The organism is Sedimentitalea sp. XS_ASV28 (assembly GCF_041224545.1).
Taxonomy (GTDB): domain Bacteria; phylum Pseudomonadota; class Alphaproteobacteria; order Rhodobacterales; family Rhodobacteraceae; genus Sedimentitalea.
The window spans coordinates 274,267-291,646 of sequence record NZ_JBGFGP010000166.1; the positions used below are offsets into that span (position 1 = coordinate 274,267).

Here is a 17,380-nt window from a genome sequence, read left to right on the forward strand (position 1 = left end):
TCGAAATGACCGCATTCGACTCTTTGATGGCGTTTCAGCGTGACACGTCCGCACTGGCGCAGGTTGCCGGGCGACTGGGCTGGGATCAGGAAACCATGATGCCACGCGGCGCAGCACAACAACGCGGCGTCGAAATGGGCGCGATGGAAGCCATCCTACATGCCCGCCGCTCTGCCCCGCAGGTCGGCGAATGGCTGGCGAAGGCAGAGGCAAAGGGCCCCGTCGATGCCGCCCAGCTCCGCGAGATTCGCCGCGCCTACGAGCGGGCGAACAAGGTTCCCGCGGAATTGGCCGCGCGGATTGCGCGGGTGACGTCGGAAGCACAGGGCAAATGGGCGGCGGCGCGGGCGGACGAGGATGTCAGCGCGTTCCTTCCGGTCCTTGATGAGGTCGTCGCGCTCAAACGCGAGGAAGGTGCCGCGCTCGCGGATGGCGGCGATCTCTATGACGCCATGCTGGATGATTACGAGCCCGGCACTACCGGCGCACAGATTGCAACCATGTTCGATGCAATGCGCCCGCGTCTGGTCGATCTGCGGGCCGCAGTTCTCGAACGACCCCGACCCGGCGGTGTGACCGGCACGTTTGACGAGGCCCGGCAAATGGGGCTCAGCCGCGAGCTGGCCGAGGTGTTTGGTTATGACCTGAGCCGTGGACGCATCGACAAGGCGGTGCATCCGTTCAGTTCCGGCAGCGGTGCGGATGTCCGTATCACGACCCGCACCAGTGCGACCGATCCGTTCAACTGCATCTATTCGACGATCCACGAAGTCGGTCATGCGGGCTATGAACAGGGGATTGATCCGGACTATGCGCTGACGCCGCTGGGGCAGGGTGTGTCCATGGGCGTGCACGAAAGCCAGAGCCGCATCTATGAAAACCAGATCGGCCGCTCGCGCGCGTTTACCGGCTGGTTATACCAGCGGATGGTCGAGATCTTCGGGGCGTTCGGGATCGCCGATGCCGATGCGTTCTATGCCGCTGTCAACAGCGTCGAGAATGGCTATATCCGCACCGAGGCGGACGAGGTTCAATATAACCTGCACATCATGCTGCGCTTTGATCTTGAGCGGGCGCTGATGTCGGGCGACCTCAGGGTGTCCGATCTGGAAGCCGCGTGGAACGACCGGTTCCTGGCGGATTTCGGCTATGCGGTCGACAGGCCCTCGAACGGGTGTTTGCAGGATGTGCATTGGTCGGTGGGCCTGTTCGGTTATTTCCCGACCTATTCGCTGGGCAATGTCTATGCCGGGTGCCTTCACCAGGCGTTGCGCGCCGCCGTCCCCGATCTCGATGCGCAACTGGCTGCGGGCGACACCTCGGGCGCGACCGGGTGGCTACGTGCTCAGGTGCAACGCCACGGCGGGCTTTATGCCCCACGCGAAGTGATCGAGAAAGCCAGCGGCATGACCCCGTCCGAGGCACCGCTGCTGGACTATCTCGAGCGCAAGTTCTCGGACCTGTACGACCTCTGAGCGTCGCCGCGCAAGCCGGTCAGGTCAGGGAGGCGCAGAAGGTCTGGATGCGGGTGCAGGCGTCTTTCAGAGCCTCGTCCGCGGTCGCATAGCTGACCCGGAAATTCGGGCTGAGACCGAAGGCCGCTCCGAAAACAACGGCGACGCCCACGTCGTCCAGCAACGCGGTTGCAAAGGTTTCGTCATCCTTGATCACCACGCCCGAGGGGGTTGTCTTGCCGATCAGCCCGGCAATGGACGGATAGACATAAAACGCGCCTTCGGGGGTGGGGCAGGTGATGCCCTCGATCTCCGAGAGCATCGACACCACCAGATCGCGGCGGCGTTTGAAGATCTTGTTGTTCGGGGCAAGGAAATCCTGTGGCCCGTTCAGCGCCTCGACGGCCGCCCATTGGCTGATTGAGCAGGGGTTCGACGTGCTCTGGCTCTGGATCTTGCGCATGGCCGCGATCAGCTGCGCGGGACCGGCGGCATAGCCAATCCGCCAGCCGGTCATCGCATAGGCCTTGCTGACGCCATTGCAGGTCAGGGTCCGTTCATAGAGGCGGGGCTCGACCTCGGCAGGGGTGCAGAATTCGAACCCGTCATAGGCGAGGTGTTCGTACATGTCGTCGGTCATCACCCAGACATGGGGGTGACGCATCAAAACATCGGTCAGGGCCCCGAGTTCGTCGCGCGAGTATCCCGCGCCCGTCGGGTTCGAGGGCGAGTTGAAGATGAACCATTTGGTCCTGGGGGTAATCGCCGCCTCGAGCTGATCCGGGGTCAGCTTGAAATCGTTTTGCAGCGACGCTTCGGCGATCACCGGAGTGCCGCCCGCCAGCAGAACCATGTCCGGATAGCTTACCCAATAGGGCGCGGGGATCACCACCTCGTCACCTGGATCCAGCGTCGCCATCAGGGCGTTGTAGAGGATCTGCTTGCCGCCGGTTGCGACGCTGACCTGCTCTGGCGCATAGGTCAGCCCGTTGTCGCGCAGGAACTTGGCGCAGATGGCCTGTTTCAAATCTGCAAGCCCGTCAACGGCGGTATATTTGGTCTTGCCTTCCTGAATCGCGCGTATACCGGCGGCCTTGATGTTCTCGGGCGTGTCGAAATCAGGCTCTCCCGCACCAAGACCGATGACATCGCGCCCGGCGGCCTTCAGCTCTTGTGCCTTGTTGCTGACGGCGATGGTCGGAGATGGTTTGACACGCGACAATGTCGCAGACAGGAAACTCATGGCGGCCTCGGTTTGAATGTTTGTCGCGACTGTCATAGGTTGCGCCCCACAGCCGATCAAGCAGGTTTCAACGCGACTCATGGGAGAGCGACAATGAACGATCTAGACACCGACTGGTATGGCCCCGATTCAGCGACATTCGGTGATCGCGTCGCCGGTGCGCGCGAGGCGGCCGACATGAGCCAGGCAGAGCTGGCGCGGCGGCTGGGCGTCAAGAAAGCGACATTGATCGGTTGGGAAGATGACATCTCCGAACCGCGTGCGAACCGGCTGTCGATGCTGGCGGGCTTACTGAACGTCTCGATCAAATGGCTGCTGACGGGCGAGGGCGAAGGCCCGTCGGCACCGGATGAACTGACGGTCGGTGACGATTTCGCCGGCGTTCTGGCGGAACTCCGGGAAATTCGCGCCGTGATGCGAACCAATGCCGAACGCACCGCGCGGTTGGAGAAAAGGCTGCGCCAGCTTGTGCAGGACCGTCGATGACCGAGCTGCGCGAGACCCGGATCAGGCGTCTCAGGATGCGCTCGATGCGGCGCGGGATCAAGGAAATGGACCTGATCCTGAGCGCCTATGCAGCGTCCAGCCTCGCGCATATGAGCACGGAACAGCTTGATCTCTACGATGCGCTGCTCGAAGAGAACGATCAGGACCTCTATCAATGGGTCACCGGGCAGGCCGCGACGCCGCCGGCATTCGCGGATCTTGTCGGTGAAATAGCGCAAACCTTTCAGAACTGAGGCAAATTCGGTTTAACAGATTATTCGGGTTTTATCGCCACTCTCTGACCCAAGCAGTTCGAGTCGGAGAGACGGATGAGTATGGAAATGCATGTAGGCCCGGTTGCCCAAAAGGGGTTCATGACCGGATATCTGGAAGCGCTGGCGCTGGTCGAACGGCTGCACCGGTTGTTGCTCGACGTGATCAAGGATGAATTCGAACGTGTCGGTGTTCTCGAGATCAACGCGGTTCAGGCTTTGTTGTTGTTCAACATCGGCGAGAACGAGGTCACGGCGGGCGAATTGAAAACACGCGGCTACTATCAGGGCAGCAATGTCAGCTATAATCTCAAGAAGCTGGTCGAAATGGGATACATGCATCATCAACGCTGCGAAATCGACCGCCGCTCGGTCCGTGTCAAGCTGACGGCGCGTGGCCGGGAGGTGCGCGAAATCGTGGCGACCCTGTTCGCGCGCCATGCCGAAGGGCTGGAAGGGCGCGGGGTGATCGATGCCGACGGTATCGAGGGCATCACCACGTCGCTCAAGCGTGTCGAGAGGTATTGGACGGACCAGATCCGGTACATCTACTGAAACGGCAGGCAGAAACGGTGTAGGTCGGGCCTGCCGTAGAAGGGCGAACTCCAAGGGCGCGTGATTACCGGAGCTCTCCGTCTTGGCAAGTTGCCAGAGCGCTGCCCCTGACGCCGGTTGCTTCATTTCCGCTCTTTGCTGCTCTTGGCCCTGCCTTGCACCGACGGGTGGCGGACCTGACACATCCAGCATGATCTGCCGCGTTGAACCTTTGATGTCAGGCAGCCTCAGGGGCATCAGGCTTGTTGCGAAGCGGTGGCTCGGCAGAGGCGGTTTTCGACCATGAACGACGCAGGCAGCGCCCGACCGGACAAATCGTTCCTGACAAACCCGACTGAAATTCGCCGACTGCCACTGGCACCTGCTGGCGCTCTCGCCTAAGAGGGGGAGCAGCAGGAGCAGTCGACATGTCCCACATCACTCTCATTCGTCACGGTCAGGCCAATACAGGCGCGCGGGATGAAGCCGAATACGACCGGCTCAGTGAATTGGGACATCAGCAAGCCGTCTGGCTGGGTGATTACCTGAAATCATGCGGCAGCCATCACCCGCGACTTTACAGCGGTACACTGACCCGTCACATCGAAACGGCGCAGGATATGGACCTGGGCGATGCGGTGCGGGACGAACGGCTCAACGAGCTTGAGTACTTCACGCTGTCGCAATTGCTGCAAGAGCAGCACGGGGTCGACATCCCGCAGGAGCGCGAGGGGTTCATCAGCCATTTGCCCAGGGTTTTCACAGCCTGGGAGCAAGACGAGCTCGAAGGCGCGCCGGAGCGATTTGCGGCCTTTGAGGCGCGTGTCGCCGATGCCCTGCGCGACATCGCCGATGGCAGTGGGCCGGCGCTCGTGGTGACGTCGGGCGGCTTGATCGCCATCGCCCTGCGCCGGCTTCTGGAGCTCAACATGTCGGCAACCGCCCGCGTGGCGCTCGCGATCATGAACACGTCGATGCATCGTCTCTTCCCGATCGGCGCACATCTCAGCCCGGTGCTGTTCAACGCCGTTCCGCATCTTGATACACCTGACCGGCAGTTTGCCCAGACCCACTTCTAGAAAGAGCGAGGATGCTGAAGCTTTATTACACGCCGGGGACGATCTCGATTGCAACGGCCATCGCCCTGCATGAGGCAGAACTCCCATTCGAGGCGGTCAAGGTGGATTTCGCCACCGCAGAGCAGACCGGGGCCGATTATCTCGGTATCAACCCCAAGGGGCGGGTGCCCGCGCTGGTCACCGAACAGGGTGTCCTGACCGAAACCGGCGCTTTGCTGGAATATGTCGCGGCGCGCGCCCCGGCGGCCGGGCTGATTCCGCAGGATGCGTTTCTGGCGGCGAAAATGCGCGAGGTCATGTTCTATCTGGCGTCGACCATGCATGTGAATCATGCCCATCGCCTGCGCGGCAGCCGCTGGGCCACGAGACAGGAGTCGTTTGACGACATGGCCGCCAAGGTTCCCGACACCATGACGGCGAGCGCGGACTATATCGAACAACATGGTCTTGCCGGTCCCTATGTGCTGGGCGAGGCCTTCAGCATCGCCGACCCCTATCTTTTCGTGGTCTGTTCGTGGCTGAATGGCGATGGGGTCGATGTGTTGCGCTATGACAGGATCACGGCATTCATGCAGGCCATGAACGCCCGGTCGTCGGTGCAGGACGCGCGCGCCAAAGGTATGATCTGAGGGAAAATTGTCATGACACATCTGTGGGTGCGGGCCGAACAACGGGATAACGAGGAACGTGTCGGTCTGACACCGGACGGCGCGGCGCGGCTGATCGATGCGGGAATGCAGGTAACGGTCGAGGAAAGTTCGTTTCGCGCCATCCCCATCCAAGGGTATCGCGATGCCGGTTGCGAGATCGCGGCAGAGAACAGCTGGCCCGGCGCGCCCGCTGACGCGATCATATTCGGTCTCAAGGAACTGCCTGATGACGGCACGCCGCTGACGCACCGGCATATCCTGTTCGGTCACGCGTTCAAGGGCCAGCCTGCCGGGCGGGTCCTGTTGAAACGGTTCAAGGCCGGTGGCGGTACGCTCTATGATCTGGAATATCTGGTGGACGAGAGCGGGCGGCGCGTGGCGGCGTTCGGCTATTGGGCCGGGTTCGCCGGTGCGGCGGTTGCGCTCAAATGCTGGGCGGCACAGCGGCGCGGCGGGATTGCAGGTCCGGTATCGACCTATGCCAGCTCGCAGGCCTTGCGCGATGAACTGTCGGCAGAGCTTGCGGCAATCGGGACGTCACGGCCCAAGGCGCTGGTGATCGGCGCCCTTGGTCGGGTGGGGACGGGCGCCGCCGATCTGTGTGCAGCGATGGACGTCGAGGTGACCAAGTGGGACATGCAGGAAACCAGCCATGGCGGACCGTTTCCCGAGGTTCTGGATCACGATATTTTCCTGAACTGCATCCTCGCACGTCCCGACACGCCGGTATTTGTGCCCGCCATTGCCAAGACAGCGCCGCGTCGGCTGAGCGTGATCGGTGACATTGCCTGTGATCCGGACAGCGTGTTTTCTCCGATCAAGGTCTATGATCGCACGACCACATGGGACGAACCGGCGCTGCGGGTTCAGGATGTGCCGGTGCTGGATGTCACCGCGATCGACAACCTGCCGTCGCTGCTGCCGGTCGAAAGCTCGCAGGATTATGCGCGGCAATTGCTGCCGTCGCTGCTGAGCCTTGATGACCTCGAAGGCGGTGTCTGGGGCCGTGCCAGGGCGACATTCAACGATCACATACGAGGACTTTGAGAGATGACAATTCACTGGTGTGGCACGGGTCTTTCCGCTGTTCCCGGCCTGCGCCGTCTGCTCGAGGCGGGGCACGATATCACGGTCTGGAACCGTACCACGGACAAGGCGCAGGCGGCGGTGGGCGACCTGACGCAACGGATCCACGCGTTTGACATCACCGCTCTGGAGGCGCAGCTTGCCGCCGGCGACGTGATCGTATCGATGCTGCCCGGTGACTGGCATGTGCCGCTGGCAGAACTGGCGATCGCGCATCGGGCACATTTCGTGAGTTCGTCCTATATCGCGCCGGAGATGCGCGCTCTGGATCAATCGGCACGCGCCGCCGGGGTGGCTCTGGTCAATGAGGTGGGGCTCGATCCGGGTATCGACCACCTGATGGCGCACAGCCTGATGGATGATTATCGCGGATCGGACAGGTTTGATGCCGCCAATCACCTCAGCTTCATTTCCTATTGCGGCGGCGTGCCCAAGCGGGCGAACGCGTTCCGCTACAAATTCAGCTGGTCGCCGCTCGGCGTGCTCAAGGCGCTGCGCTCGCCCAGCCGGTCGATCCGCTCTTACACCGAATTGCAGGTCGCGCGCCCGTGGGACGCGATCAGCAGCTATGACGCCCCGTTGCCTGTGCCGGAAACATTCGAAGTTTATCCCAATCGCGACAGCCTGCCGTTCATGGCGCAATACGGGTTCGACGCGGACTGGACGGTCAGGGAATTCGTGCGCGGTACCCTGCGGCTGAACGGCTGGGCCGAGGCCTGGAAGGACGTGTTCGCCGAGGTTGAAACCCTGTCGGGTGCCGAGGGCGATGCCCGTCTAAAGGACATGTCGGATCAGTTCTGGGCCGAGCACGCGTATGACGATGGCGAGCCGGACAGGGTTGTGTTGTGCGTCAGCCTCAAGGCAGAACAGGACGGGGCCGTCGTCTGGCACAAGACCTACGTGATGGACGCATGGGGGGACGCCCGCGGTACGGCCATGGCGCGCCTGGTGTCGATCCCGGTCTCGCTTGCCATCGAGGCGGTGCTGGATGGTGAAATCGGTGCCGGCGTGCATGCCGCGCCCAGCGATCCCCGGCTCGTTGACCGCTGGATGGCAGAGGTCGGCAAGCTGGCGCAGCATCTGGAGATCGTGGAGCACTGATCCGAGCGGCGCGCAGCCGGTCACATCAGATCGTCTTCCGCTGCGGTCGCCGAGATACCGAGCGCATCCAGACCGTTTTCCAGATGGTCGGACAGGTGCGGGCTGCCAAGAAGATAATCGGCGCAGGGGATCGAGGCTTCTGCCTTGGCGGTCGCGATGGCATCGTTCAGATCCTCTGCGTCGAAACTCTCGCGCCCGATCCACATGATGGCCACCAGTTCGGCTTGCTCATCCTCGCTCAGCCGGTCGATAAACGCGCGCAATTCGCCCTCGGCCCGATGCAGTTCGCGCGACATCAGGATGACCTGGGCCACCTTGCGCGGGGAAATCTCAAGCATGACTTTTTCTCCGGTTCGCTGTCTCTGGAGCACGCTGACACGGCATGGTGGCGAGAGTCCTTGATCTTGCGCAAACGCTTTGGGTTCTGCTTGCGGTATCGGCATCAAAGCTGAGTGTATGCGGCGCGGGAGAGACCCGGTTCAGTCCCGCGCCCTTACTCCGGGCAGAACGCACAGCATCTCGAACAGGATATTGGCGGCAAGCACCGCGGTTGCGCCGGTCGGATCATAGGGCGGCGAGACCTCGACAAGGTCGCAGCCGACGATATTCAGCCCGGCAAGGCCGCGGATCAGCTCGATACCCTGATGCGAGGTTAACCCGCCCGGTTCCGCGGTTCCGGTGCCCGGCGCATAGGCCGGGTCGAAACTGTCGATGTCAAAGGTCACATAGACCGGCCCGTCGCCCATCTGGGCGCGGACTTCCGCCATGAGGGGGGCAAGCGATTTGTACCAGATTTCCTCGGCCTGAACCACGCGCCAGCCCTGCTCGCGGGGCCAGTCGAAATCGCCGGATTCGTAGCCCGTGGCGCGCAACCCGATCTGGCAGACGCGGGAAGGATCGAGCAACTGGTCCTCGTGCGAGCGGCGGAACGGGGTGCCATGGGCGATTTTCTCGCCGAACATCAGATCGTTGATATCTGCATGGGCATCCACGTGAATCAATCCGACCGGGCCATGCTTCTTGGCAATCGCCTTGAGCACCGGGTAGCTGAGCGTGTGATCGCCGCCAAGCGTCAGCGGGATGACGTCGTGGCGCAGGATTTCGTCATAGCGTTCCTCGATGATCCTGACCGAGCGTTTCAGGTCGAACGTATCGATGGCGATATCGCCGATATCGGCCACCTGAAGCGAGTCGAAGGGCGATACCCTGGTCCACATGTTGTAGGGGCGGATCATGGCGCTTTCCGCCCGGATGTGGCGCGGACCGAACCGCGTTCCGGAGCGGTGAGAGGTGCCGATATCCATAGGGATGCCGACGAAACAGGCATCCAATCCTTCGGCTGTTTCCTGATGCGGCAGCCGCATCATCGTGTTCAGCCCGCCAAAGCGGGGCATTTCATTTCCGCCAAGCGGTTGGTTGAATGCCATGTCGATCTCCCGATTTGTCCGTTACCTGTCGTGCCGTGCCCTGACGTCAGCCCATGTAAAGAGCATAGTACTTGCGCATGGTTTCGACGACCCGGAAGGTGCCCTTGAACCCTTTCGGAACAAAATAGCTGTCCCCGGCCGAGAAGGTGGACACGTTGCCATCCTCGTCGGTCAGCGCAACCTTGCCGGACAGGACTTGGCAGAACTCATCGCCGGGATAGGAATCGAAAGCTTCGGCATAAGGCGTGCTTTCCCAGATGCCGACGACAAATTTTCCGTCGCCGGAGTCCGAGATCACGGTACCTTGCTCTTGCGGTGTGCCGTCGATCACGGTTTCCGGCGGCACCACCGAGCAGGGTTCCAGCCGAAGGTCGCCTGCGCCATCGGGGGTCATCTTGAGAACTGAGGTCATCGGTATCATGCTCCATTTCAGCGTGTCGCGTCGTTGGAAGGCCGGGCCGCCCTGACGCTCTTGATTTCATGTGGTACGGGTTAAAGAGCTTGCCTGCCCGCTAAAATCATGAATGCAATGGGGCATTGGCGCGATAAAAGTAGCGGTGAACCCATGCTGAACCAGGTCAGGGATGCGGATATCCACCTTCTCAGGGTATTCGTGGCGGTTGCGGAATGTGGCGGGTTCGCGGCGGCGCAGGATCGGTTGAACGTCGCCGCATCAACCATCAGCACACAGATCTCCAATCTGGAAACGCGGCTGGGTTTTCGGCTGTGCGCGCGCGGCCGGGCGGGATTTTCCCTGACAAATCAGGGTGAAATTGTCCTGACCTCGACCTACAAGCTGCTGCGCGACCTGGGAGAATTCGTCAACACGATCGAAGCCACCCAGGATGATCTGGTCGGGTCGGTGCGGATCTTCCTGATCGACAATATCCTGTCACATCCGGGCTGCCGGTTTCCCACGGCCATGGCCTGCCTGCGGCGCGAAAACCCCTATTTGCAACTGGAAGTCCGACAAATGGCGCCGGGTCGGATCGAGACCGCCCTGTTGAAGCGGGAAACCGATCTGGCACTGGGCTGGTTCAACTCGCTGACTCCCAGCTTGCGCTATGAACTGCTGTTTCACGAACGGCATCAGGTCTATTGCGGTGCCGACAACCCGCTGTTTGCGCGTGCGCCGTATGACATTGCCCCGGAAGAACTCGAAACGGCGGATTGGGTTGCGCGGGCCTATGAACTGCCCCAGACGATCCATTTTGCCCATCCTCCCGTGGCGTCGGCGGTGTCGCATTACATGGAAGGGGTCGCGCATTTCGTGCTGGCCGGGACCCATATCGGCTATCTGCCAGAACATCTTGCGGCCCCGTGGGTTGCGCGTGACAGGATGCGGGCCATTCATCCGGAAACCTATTTCTACGAATTGCCGATGAGCCTCGCGGCGCGGGACGACACCGCCAGCGAACGCCGCGTGCAGGCGGTGCGCGACGCCATCTGTGCCGCGCATCCGGACCCTGTTCAGGACAGCGGAAAGCCCATTGCCTGAACCAGTTTCAGCCACCCGTGCCGCCAGCCGCCCTTTTCGTCGGCGGTGTCCAGCGCATAGAGCGTGATCTTGGAGCCGATCCATCGGAACGGCTCGGGCAGGATCGTGTTGGGCATCGATGTGGCGAAATCCATCCCGAGTTCGGGAAGGTCCGCCCCGTCCAGTTTCGCAAGCCCCAGGCGCGCGCCGAACCGGCTGGTCGAGATGCCAAAGCCCGAATAGCCACCGGCCCAGACCATATCGCCATCCATGTAGTCCTGAAAATGCACCGCCATCCGTGTGGTCAGTGCGATCGGGCCCGACCAGGCATGGGTGAACCTGATGTCGTCCAGCTGGGGAAAGGTGCGGTTGAAGGCATCGGCCAGCCTCAGATACGGGTCAACCACCCGCTCGCCCGCCGGATCGGTGTTGTTGGTGCCGTCGTAATAATAGGTCAGCCGCCCGCCAAACGTGATCCGGTTATCCTTGGTCATCCGCATGTAGTTGAGCTGGGTCCGGGTATCATAAATTCCCTGTCGGTTGCTCCAGCCGATCCTGTCGAGTTGTTCGTCACTCAGCGGTTCGGTGGCTATGATGCGGTCCCGGATGCCGGCAACGCGCTTCTTGATATGTTTGTGGCCCGCGGCGAACGCGTTGGTGCCCAACAGGATCTTGTGGGCCTTGATCGTACCGTCATGGGTCGTGACCCTGAGCACACCGTTTTCACGGTCGATCTTTTCCATTGGGGTCAGTTCATGCAGCCGCACGCCAAGGCTCAGCGCCGCCCGTTTCAGCCCCCAGGCCAGCAGCGCGGGGTGCACGGTGCCGCTCAGATCCTTGCTCCAGCAACCGCCAGAGAAGATCGGTGAGTTGATCTGTGCCTGAACAGCCGCCTTGTCGAGCAGTTCCACGTTATGACCGTATTTCCGGTGCAGGTCGTACTCGGCCTGAACGTCGGGCAGGGCACCATCACCGATCGCCACGGTCAATTCGCCGCCCCACGTGTTGTGGGCATCTATCTCGTGTCGTTCGAGCGTGTCGAGAAAACCTCGCATGTTCTCTTGGCCAAGCCGCTCGAGTTCGGCGATGTCGTTGGGAAACAGCCGTTCGGCATTGTGCAGCCCGTGCATGATCGATGTCGATACCACGCCGCCGGGACGTCCCGATGCGCCATAGGCGACCTTGCCCGCCTCGATCAGCATCACGTCGCGATCCGGATCGGCCTCCTTGGCCTGTATCGCGGCCCAGAGTCCGGTGAAACCGCCGCCGACAATCAACAGATCAGCCGATGTATGGCCGATATGCTGCGGCATCACATCGGGCGCGGCGTCATTGTCCAGCCAGAACGGGAAGAACGTCACATCTTTCAGGGCACCGGTTGCAAAGCTCATCGTTTCTCTCACATCTGATCTCGTTTCCGGCATCCTGCCGGTCTGGCCGACCTGCTAAAATAACCACCCGCCTATGCGTTACCGCGAGGATTGTCGGGGTTTCTCTGGCATAGCGGATGGTCGGTACCGTTTTCCACGACAACCATCGTAGCAACACGACGAAGTTTCGTCATTCTTCCCACGCGGGTCGTCGGGCATGGTCCTGTCAGACGCAAACGGGGAACATTACATGGCCGAGGCATTGCTGGAACGAGAGAACACCGTCTTTGTGGGCGGTCAGTGGAAAACCGGGCGCGGGGCCGAGCGGCTTGAGGTTATCGACCCGAGCAGCGGAAGCATTCTCTCGCGGGTGCAGGCCGGTGGCGCCGAAGACGTGGAAAAGGCGGCGCGTTCCGCGATGCGCGCCTTTGACGGCTGGAAACGCACGCCAGGCGCCAAACGTGCCGACTATCTGCGCGGGTTCGCGCGCGGGCTTGCGTCTCGCAAGAACATCCTTGTCCGGGTGCAGATGCACAATAACGGCAAACCGCGCGTCGAGGCGGAGATCGATGTCGATGACGCGATCGCGACCTTCGAATATTATGCCACGCTTGCCGAGGGGTTGGATGCAGATCAGGACGCGCGCGTCGATCACGCGGGCGGTGCACATTTCGGACTGGTGCGTCATGATCCCGTTGGCCCCGTCGGGATGATCGTTCCGTGGAATTTTCCGCTGGTGACGAGTGCCTGGAAAATCGCACCGGCATTGGCCGCAGGATGCACCGCGACCATGAAAACCAGCGAGATGACTCCGCTGAACGAGTTGGTCTATGGCGATATCGCGATGGAAATCGGTCTGCCTGCCGGGGTTCTGAACATCATCACGGGCGGGGCCGAGGTTGGTGTCGCACTGACCCGCGCCCGGGAATTCCGCAAGATCAGCTTTACCGGCTCGAACATGATCGGGGCCAAGGTGATGGAGGCGGTGTCCTCGCGGTGCCTGCCGGTGTCGTTGGAGCTTGGGGGGAAATCGCCCATCGTGGTGACCGCCGATGCCGGTATCGATACGGCGGTCGAGTGCATCATGGGCGGCATTTTCTTCAATGCGGGGCAAATGTGCTCTGCCACTTCGCGGTTGATCGTCGACAAGTCGATCGAACCGAAGCTGATCGAGGCGCTGGTGGAGCGGACCCGTGCGCTCACGGTCGGTTCGCCGTTCGAAGACGGCACCGAAATGGGGCCGCTCACCACCAGCGCACAATGTCACAAGGTGCTCTGGATGATCGAAGAGGCCAAGTCGGACGGGTTGGATTGCATCATCGGCGGCGGGGCGATTGATCGCGAGGGACATTTCGTCAGCCCGACGATCTTCCGGGATGTGCCTTATGATCATGCCATCTGGCGCGACGAGATTTTTGGGCCGGTGCTGGCGACGACCACGGTTTCATCGGATGAAGAGGCCATCGCCGTCGCCAATGACACTTGCTATGGGCTGGTCGGATCGGTTGTCAGCGCAGACTGGGCGCGCGCCAAGGCCATCGCCGACCGTATCGAGGCGGGGCAGGTCTGGATCAACACGCCGCAGATCGTCTATCCGGACAGCGCATGGGGCGGGTTCAAGCAAAGCGGCATCGGTCGCGAACTTGGCCCGTGGGGGCTCTCGGGTTACCTCGGCGTCAAACATATCCTGTCCGGAACCTGATCTCGGTTGCGCGTCTTTCCGGACGGATCGTTTCAGCCGCCCCGCGCCGGGCGGCTGCCCGCGTTGCGGGGCAGGCGGTCGAAAAACGCCTTTGCGGTAACTTCTAGAATTGTCGGTGTAACAATCCCTGACTTCGTAATTCGTCGTCACGATGCAGCAATGCACATTCGCACTGTCGATGGGCGGGCCGAGGGCGATGCCCGAATGCGCTAGGGAGTGTACGCATGGAACAGACTTACGAATATGGGAGCTGGGTGATCGGGGGGCTGGGCATTTACATGATGATCCTGCTGGCTGTCGGATGGTGGGCATCCAGACGGGTGACCGACGAGGCCGATTTTCTTGTCGCCGGGCGTCGTCTGGGCCTGCCGCTGATGGTTGGTGCGCTGGTGGCGACATGGTTCGGAGCCGGAACCACGATGGGGGCGTCCGGAGCCACCTATCTTTTCGGGGTGCAGGGGGTGGTTTTCGACCCGTTTGGGGCGGCCCTGTGTCTTGTCCTGCTGGGTGTGTTCTTCGCGCGTGTCGTCCGGCGTTCGAAATTCATGACCCTCGTCGATTTCTTCGAAAGCCGCTACAACAGCAAGGTCGCGGGCCTTTCGGCCTTCGTCATGCTGATTGCCGAAATGGGCTGGATTGGCGCGCTTCTGGTCGGTTTCGGATCGATCATCACCTTCTTTACCGGCGTTTCGCTGGCCTGGGGTATCGGCATCTCGACACTGGTTCTGATCGTCTACACGTTCATGGGCGGCATGTACGCGGTCACCATGACCGACAGTGTCCAGATTGCGGTGGTCACCGTCTCGATGATCGCGATCTTTGTCATCGTGATGAGCCTGCCCGAGGTTGGCGGCTGGGATTATATCTTTGCCAATGATCCGTCGCACAACTGGATGGGGATCAACCAGTGGGATTTCTTCCCGACCTCCGAGGCACGTGCCGATGCGGAACTGGGCAATGCGGGCTTCAACTACTACACGGGTCATATGGGTTGGTTCTACTGGCTGGCCGCTATAATGGCCGTCGGTGTCGGGTCGATCGCGGCACAGGACGTGAACCAGCGCCTGATGTCGGCGAAATCAGAGAATGTCGGCGTGGCGTCGGCCATCGTGTCGGGCGTGGTCTATATCGTCCTTGGCATGATCCCGGTGATCCTCGGGGTCGCGGCGTTCAAGCTCTATCCGGATCTCGAATTTGAGGTGGTGCAGAACCAGATGCTGCTGGTGATGGCGGCCGATTACCTGCCGGCAGGGCTGGTCGTCATCTTTGTTTGCGGCCTTGTCGCGGCGCTGATGTCGTCGGCTGCGGCGGCGACACTCGCCGGTGCCTCGATCGTGGGCTATAACGGCGGCAAGATGGTGAACCCGGATATTTCGGATGCGGACTCGTTGCGCTGGACCCGCATCTTCGTGCCGGTCGTGGCCTGTCTCTCGCTGCTGATCGCGCTGAAATTCGAAGTGATCTATAACCTGATGGTCGCTGCCTGGACGCTGCTTCTGGTGTCCAATTTCGTGCCCTATGCCTGTGGGTTTTTCTGGAAAAAGGCGAACTCTGCCGGTGCTCTTGCCGCGATGATCGGCGGCTTTCTGGGCTGGGTAGCGGGTTATTACTATTACCTGCCGATCACCTCCGAAGCCAATACCGGGATCGTCCCCGGCGTCGATGGGGTATACGAGGATTGGGCAAACTGGGATGCGATCTATATCGGGTCGATCTGGGGCGTCATCGCGTCGGTTGTCCTGATGGTCGTGGTGTCGCTGGCGACACAGCGCGCGGTGCCGCCCAAGCCGGTTGTCGACGCGGAGGGGCGGCCGTTGGAAATCAGGGGTTGGAGCGGGCTGGTGCCTTCCAAGAACTGATTTTGACCCGGTGAAAACTGCCTCGCCCCCTTTGCCGGGGCGGGGCGACGCAGCCTTCGCCTAGCGCCAGAAGGCGGTAAAAGCCTCGATCACGCGTGCCTGCTGCGCATCGGTCATGTTGAAAAAAAGGGGCAGCCGGAGAAGCCGGTCGCTTTCACGGGTCGTGAAACGATCGACCCCCGAGAAGCGGCCATACCGCTGTCCCGCGCGTGACGAATGCAATGGCACATAGTGGAAAGACGCCTTGATCCTGTTGGCTTTGAGATGTGCAATCATCGCATCGCGTTCATCCAGATCGCGCAGTTTGACATAGAAGATATGCGCGTTGTGTGCCGTCCCTTCCGGATGGGCCTGCACCTCGATCCGGCCGTCCGCGACAAGATGGGCAAGCTCGGTGCGGTAGGTGGCGTACAATGCCATGCGGCGCGATTGGATCTCGTCCCGGTGCCCGATCTGCGCCCAGAGAAAGGCCGCGCTGATTTCGTTCATCAGATAGGAACTGCCCAGATCGACCCAGGTATACTTGTCGATCTTGCCGGACAGGAAGCGGCTGCGGTCGGTGCCTTTTTCCCGGATGATCTCGGCGCGGTCTGCCAGTGCGGGATCGTTGACGATGGTCAGGCCACCCTCGCCGCCGGCGCTGAAGTTCTTGGTTTCGTGAAACGAGTATGCGCCGATCTTGCCGATGGTGCCGAGCGGACGGTCGCGCCAGGTGGCCATCATGCCTTGCGCCGCGTCCTCGATCACCGCAATGCCCCGCGTCTTTGCAATCGACAGGATCGCGTCCATCTCACAGGCCACACCGCCGTAGTGTACGACGACAATTGCGCGGGTTCGTTCGGTGATCGCGGCTTCGATCATGGTTTCGTCGATATTCATCGTGTCCGGCCGCACATCGACGAATACGATCCGCGCGCCCCTGAGCACAAAGGCATTCGCGCTGGAAACAAAGGTGTAGGAGGGCATGATGACCTCGTCGCCCTCTTTCAGGTCAAGGAGCAGGGCCGACATTTCGAGCGAATGCGTTGCCGATGGCGTAAGCAGGGCGCATCCGCTGCCCAGGTGCCTCTCGAACCAGTCGCGGCATCTGCGTTGATACTTGTCGCCGCGTAACCGGATGTCTTCGCGGAGCAGACGCGCGATGACCTCGCTTTCGGAGCCTGTGACGGGAAGTTGGCAGAACGGCACGACGTCTTCGAACTGCGATGCCCTGGAACTCGATAGATCCATTTGCCTCAGGGCCTCGATGCTGCGCGTTCTTGAGGGTGTGCTGGGGATGCACCGGCCTCGTCCGGTTCCGGAGTGTGTGCAGGGCGTGACCGCGGACCGATGACGTGATCCCGGCCAGCCAAAGACTTGTAAGTCATCACGCGCTCTCTCGCCATTGACAAGTGACCATTTGGGGCATTGCCGTGTTTGCTCCGGATTCTGCAATCAGGTTGATCCGAGAGGCAGATCGACTCATCCAGCGAACAGACTTCAGGTGGCGAGACGCAATTGACACGTGTGACGTATTCCTCCAGCGGGTGAACCTCCAAGACCTTTTGTACAACCCGACTGGTGATCGGCGTAATGGAAATACTCAATTTTCGAACTCAAAAAATTTCGTTTCAATCATAACAGTATAACATGATCCGAAA

17 protein-coding genes are annotated in these 17,380 nt (G+C 61.3%); 11 read left to right on the forward strand and 6 right to left on the reverse strand.

Annotated features, from left to right (window positions below):
- Positions 1 to 5: 5 nt before the first annotated feature.
- Positions 6 to 1,475, forward strand: a complete 1,470-nt coding sequence (locus tag AB9K34_RS20395) for a carboxypeptidase M32 (RefSeq protein WP_369956364.1) — start codon at positions 6 to 8, stop codon at positions 1,473 to 1,475.
- Positions 1,476 to 1,494: 19 nt separating this feature from the next.
- Here AB9K34_RS20395 and AB9K34_RS20400 read toward each other — a convergent pair whose 3' ends face one another.
- Positions 1,495 to 2,697, reverse strand: coding sequence for a pyridoxal phosphate-dependent aminotransferase (locus AB9K34_RS20400; RefSeq protein ID WP_369956503.1), 1,203 nt, complete (start codon positions 2,695 to 2,697; stop codon positions 1,495 to 1,497).
- A gap of 93 nt (positions 2,698 to 2,790) precedes the next feature.
- On the opposite strand from AB9K34_RS20400, the gene AB9K34_RS20405 reads away from it, so the two are divergent.
- The 7 genes from AB9K34_RS20405 (at position 2,791) to AB9K34_RS20435 (ending at position 7,905) form a co-directional block, all read left to right on the forward strand.
- Entirely contained in the window at positions 2,791 to 3,183 is a 393-nt protein-coding gene (locus tag AB9K34_RS20405) for a multiprotein-bridging factor 1 family protein (RefSeq protein ID WP_369956366.1), read from the forward strand.
- A complete protein-coding gene (locus tag AB9K34_RS20410; protein WP_369956367.1) occupies positions 3,180 to 3,437 on the forward strand; it encodes a succinate dehydrogenase assembly factor 2 in 258 nt (85 codons plus the stop codon). Before AB9K34_RS20405 ends, AB9K34_RS20410 begins: the two co-directional genes overlap by 4 nt.
- A 75-nt stretch (positions 3,438 to 3,512) precedes the next feature.
- Entirely contained in the window at positions 3,513 to 4,010 is a 498-nt protein-coding gene (locus AB9K34_RS20415) for a MarR family winged helix-turn-helix transcriptional regulator (protein ID WP_369956368.1), read from the forward strand.
- A gap of 407 nt (positions 4,011 to 4,417) precedes the next feature.
- Complete coding sequence (locus tag AB9K34_RS20420; protein ID WP_369956370.1) at positions 4,418 to 5,068, forward strand: histidine phosphatase family protein; 651 nt, start codon at positions 4,418 to 4,420, stop codon at positions 5,066 to 5,068.
- Positions 5,069 to 5,079: 11 nt separating this feature from the next.
- Entirely contained in the window at positions 5,080 to 5,697 is a 618-nt protein-coding gene (locus AB9K34_RS20425) for a glutathione S-transferase family protein (RefSeq protein WP_369956371.1), read from the forward strand.
- 12 nt (positions 5,698 to 5,709) lie between these two features.
- Entirely contained in the window at positions 5,710 to 6,765 is a 1,056-nt protein-coding gene (locus AB9K34_RS20430; protein ID WP_369956372.1) for a saccharopine dehydrogenase, read from the forward strand.
- Between the two features lie 3 nt (positions 6,766 to 6,768).
- On the forward strand, positions 6,769 to 7,905 hold the full coding sequence (locus AB9K34_RS20435; RefSeq protein WP_369956374.1) for a saccharopine dehydrogenase family protein: 1,137 nt from the start codon (positions 6,769 to 6,771) through the stop codon (positions 7,903 to 7,905).
- A 20-nt stretch (positions 7,906 to 7,925) separates the two neighbouring features.
- Here AB9K34_RS20435 and AB9K34_RS20440 read toward each other — a convergent pair whose 3' ends face one another.
- The 3 genes from AB9K34_RS20440 to AB9K34_RS20450 all read right to left on the reverse strand — a co-directional run bounded on the left by AB9K34_RS20440 (position 7,926) and on the right by AB9K34_RS20450 (position 9,744).
- The gene (locus AB9K34_RS20440) at positions 7,926 to 8,243 is read right to left on the reverse strand and encodes a DUF3775 domain-containing protein (protein ID WP_369956375.1); all 318 of its coding nucleotides are present in this window, start codon (positions 8,241 to 8,243) and stop codon (positions 7,926 to 7,928) included.
- Positions 8,244 to 8,384: 141 nt separating this feature from the next.
- The gene (speB, locus tag AB9K34_RS20445) at positions 8,385 to 9,332 is read right to left on the reverse strand and encodes an agmatinase (protein ID WP_369956376.1); all 948 of its coding nucleotides are present in this window, start codon (positions 9,330 to 9,332) and stop codon (positions 8,385 to 8,387) included.
- 46 nt (positions 9,333 to 9,378) lie between these two features.
- Positions 9,379 to 9,744, reverse strand: a complete 366-nt coding sequence (locus AB9K34_RS20450; protein ID WP_369956378.1) for a cupin domain-containing protein — start codon at positions 9,742 to 9,744, stop codon at positions 9,379 to 9,381.
- A 153-nt stretch (positions 9,745 to 9,897) separates the two neighbouring features.
- Between AB9K34_RS20450 and AB9K34_RS20455 the strand changes: the two genes are divergently transcribed.
- Positions 9,898 to 10,830: a LysR family transcriptional regulator gene (locus AB9K34_RS20455; protein ID WP_369956379.1), complete on the forward strand. Its 933-nt coding sequence runs from the start codon at positions 9,898 to 9,900 to the stop codon at positions 10,828 to 10,830.
- On the opposite strand, the gene AB9K34_RS20460 is transcribed toward AB9K34_RS20455, so the two are convergent.
- The gene (locus tag AB9K34_RS20460) at positions 10,803 to 12,200 is read right to left on the reverse strand and encodes an NAD(P)/FAD-dependent oxidoreductase (protein WP_369956381.1); all 1,398 of its coding nucleotides are present in this window, start codon (positions 12,198 to 12,200) and stop codon (positions 10,803 to 10,805) included. The genes AB9K34_RS20455 and AB9K34_RS20460 overlap by 28 nt on opposite strands.
- A gap of 196 nt (positions 12,201 to 12,396) precedes the next feature.
- Between AB9K34_RS20460 and AB9K34_RS20465 the strand changes: the two genes are divergently transcribed.
- Positions 12,397 to 13,881 carry an aldehyde dehydrogenase family protein gene (locus AB9K34_RS20465; RefSeq protein WP_369956382.1) on the forward strand — a complete coding sequence of 495 codons (1,485 nt, stop codon included), beginning with the start codon at positions 12,397 to 12,399 and terminating at the stop codon, positions 13,879 to 13,881.
- A gap of 224 nt (positions 13,882 to 14,105) precedes the next feature.
- On the forward strand, positions 14,106 to 15,740 hold the full coding sequence (locus AB9K34_RS20470; protein ID WP_369956383.1) for a sodium:solute symporter family protein: 1,635 nt from the start codon (positions 14,106 to 14,108) through the stop codon (positions 15,738 to 15,740).
- A gap of 60 nt (positions 15,741 to 15,800) precedes the next feature.
- Here the strand turns inward: AB9K34_RS20470 and rffA are convergent, their stop codons facing one another.
- Complete coding sequence (gene rffA, locus AB9K34_RS20475; protein ID WP_369956384.1) at positions 15,801 to 16,970, reverse strand: dTDP-4-amino-4,6-dideoxygalactose transaminase; 1,170 nt, start codon at positions 16,968 to 16,970, stop codon at positions 15,801 to 15,803.
- Positions 16,971 to 17,380: the final 410 nt, after the last annotated feature.

What these genes read in the sequence shown, in the direction of transcription:
- AB9K34_RS20395 (WP_369956364.1), top strand. Translation starts at nt 6, where the DNA reads ATGACCGCATTCGACTCTTTGATGGCGTTTCAGCGTGACACGTCCGCA.
- AB9K34_RS20400 (WP_369956503.1), bottom strand. Translation starts at nt 2,697, where the DNA reads ATGAGTTTCCTGTCTGCGACATTGTCGCGTGTCAAACCATCTCCGACC.
- AB9K34_RS20405 (WP_369956366.1), top strand. Translation starts at nt 2,791, where the DNA reads ATGAACGATCTAGACACCGACTGGTATGGCCCCGATTCAGCGACATTC.
- AB9K34_RS20410 (WP_369956367.1), top strand. Translation starts at nt 3,180, where the DNA reads ATGACCGAGCTGCGCGAGACCCGGATCAGGCGTCTCAGGATGCGCTCG.
- AB9K34_RS20415 (WP_369956368.1), top strand. Translation starts at nt 3,513, where the DNA reads ATGAGTATGGAAATGCATGTAGGCCCGGTTGCCCAAAAGGGGTTCATG.
- AB9K34_RS20420 (WP_369956370.1), top strand. Translation starts at nt 4,418, where the DNA reads ATGTCCCACATCACTCTCATTCGTCACGGTCAGGCCAATACAGGCGCG.
- AB9K34_RS20425 (WP_369956371.1), top strand. Translation starts at nt 5,080, where the DNA reads ATGCTGAAGCTTTATTACACGCCGGGGACGATCTCGATTGCAACGGCC.
- AB9K34_RS20430 (WP_369956372.1), top strand. Translation starts at nt 5,710, where the DNA reads ATGACACATCTGTGGGTGCGGGCCGAACAACGGGATAACGAGGAACGT.
- AB9K34_RS20435 (WP_369956374.1), top strand. Translation starts at nt 6,769, where the DNA reads ATGACAATTCACTGGTGTGGCACGGGTCTTTCCGCTGTTCCCGGCCTG.
- AB9K34_RS20440 (WP_369956375.1), bottom strand. Translation starts at nt 8,243, where the DNA reads ATGCTTGAGATTTCCCCGCGCAAGGTGGCCCAGGTCATCCTGATGTCG.
- speB (WP_369956376.1), bottom strand. Translation starts at nt 9,332, where the DNA reads ATGGCATTCAACCAACCGCTTGGCGGAAATGAAATGCCCCGCTTTGGC.
- AB9K34_RS20450 (WP_369956378.1), bottom strand. Translation starts at nt 9,744, where the DNA reads ATGACCTCAGTTCTCAAGATGACCCCCGATGGCGCAGGCGACCTTCGG.
- AB9K34_RS20455 (WP_369956379.1), top strand. Translation starts at nt 9,898, where the DNA reads ATGCTGAACCAGGTCAGGGATGCGGATATCCACCTTCTCAGGGTATTC.
- AB9K34_RS20460 (WP_369956381.1), bottom strand. Translation starts at nt 12,200, where the DNA reads ATGAGCTTTGCAACCGGTGCCCTGAAAGATGTGACGTTCTTCCCGTTC.
- AB9K34_RS20465 (WP_369956382.1), top strand. Translation starts at nt 12,397, where the DNA reads ATGGTCCTGTCAGACGCAAACGGGGAACATTACATGGCCGAGGCATTG.
- AB9K34_RS20470 (WP_369956383.1), top strand. Translation starts at nt 14,106, where the DNA reads ATGGAACAGACTTACGAATATGGGAGCTGGGTGATCGGGGGGCTGGGC.
- rffA (WP_369956384.1), bottom strand. Translation starts at nt 16,970, where the DNA reads ATGGATCTATCGAGTTCCAGGGCATCGCAGTTCGAAGACGTCGTGCCG.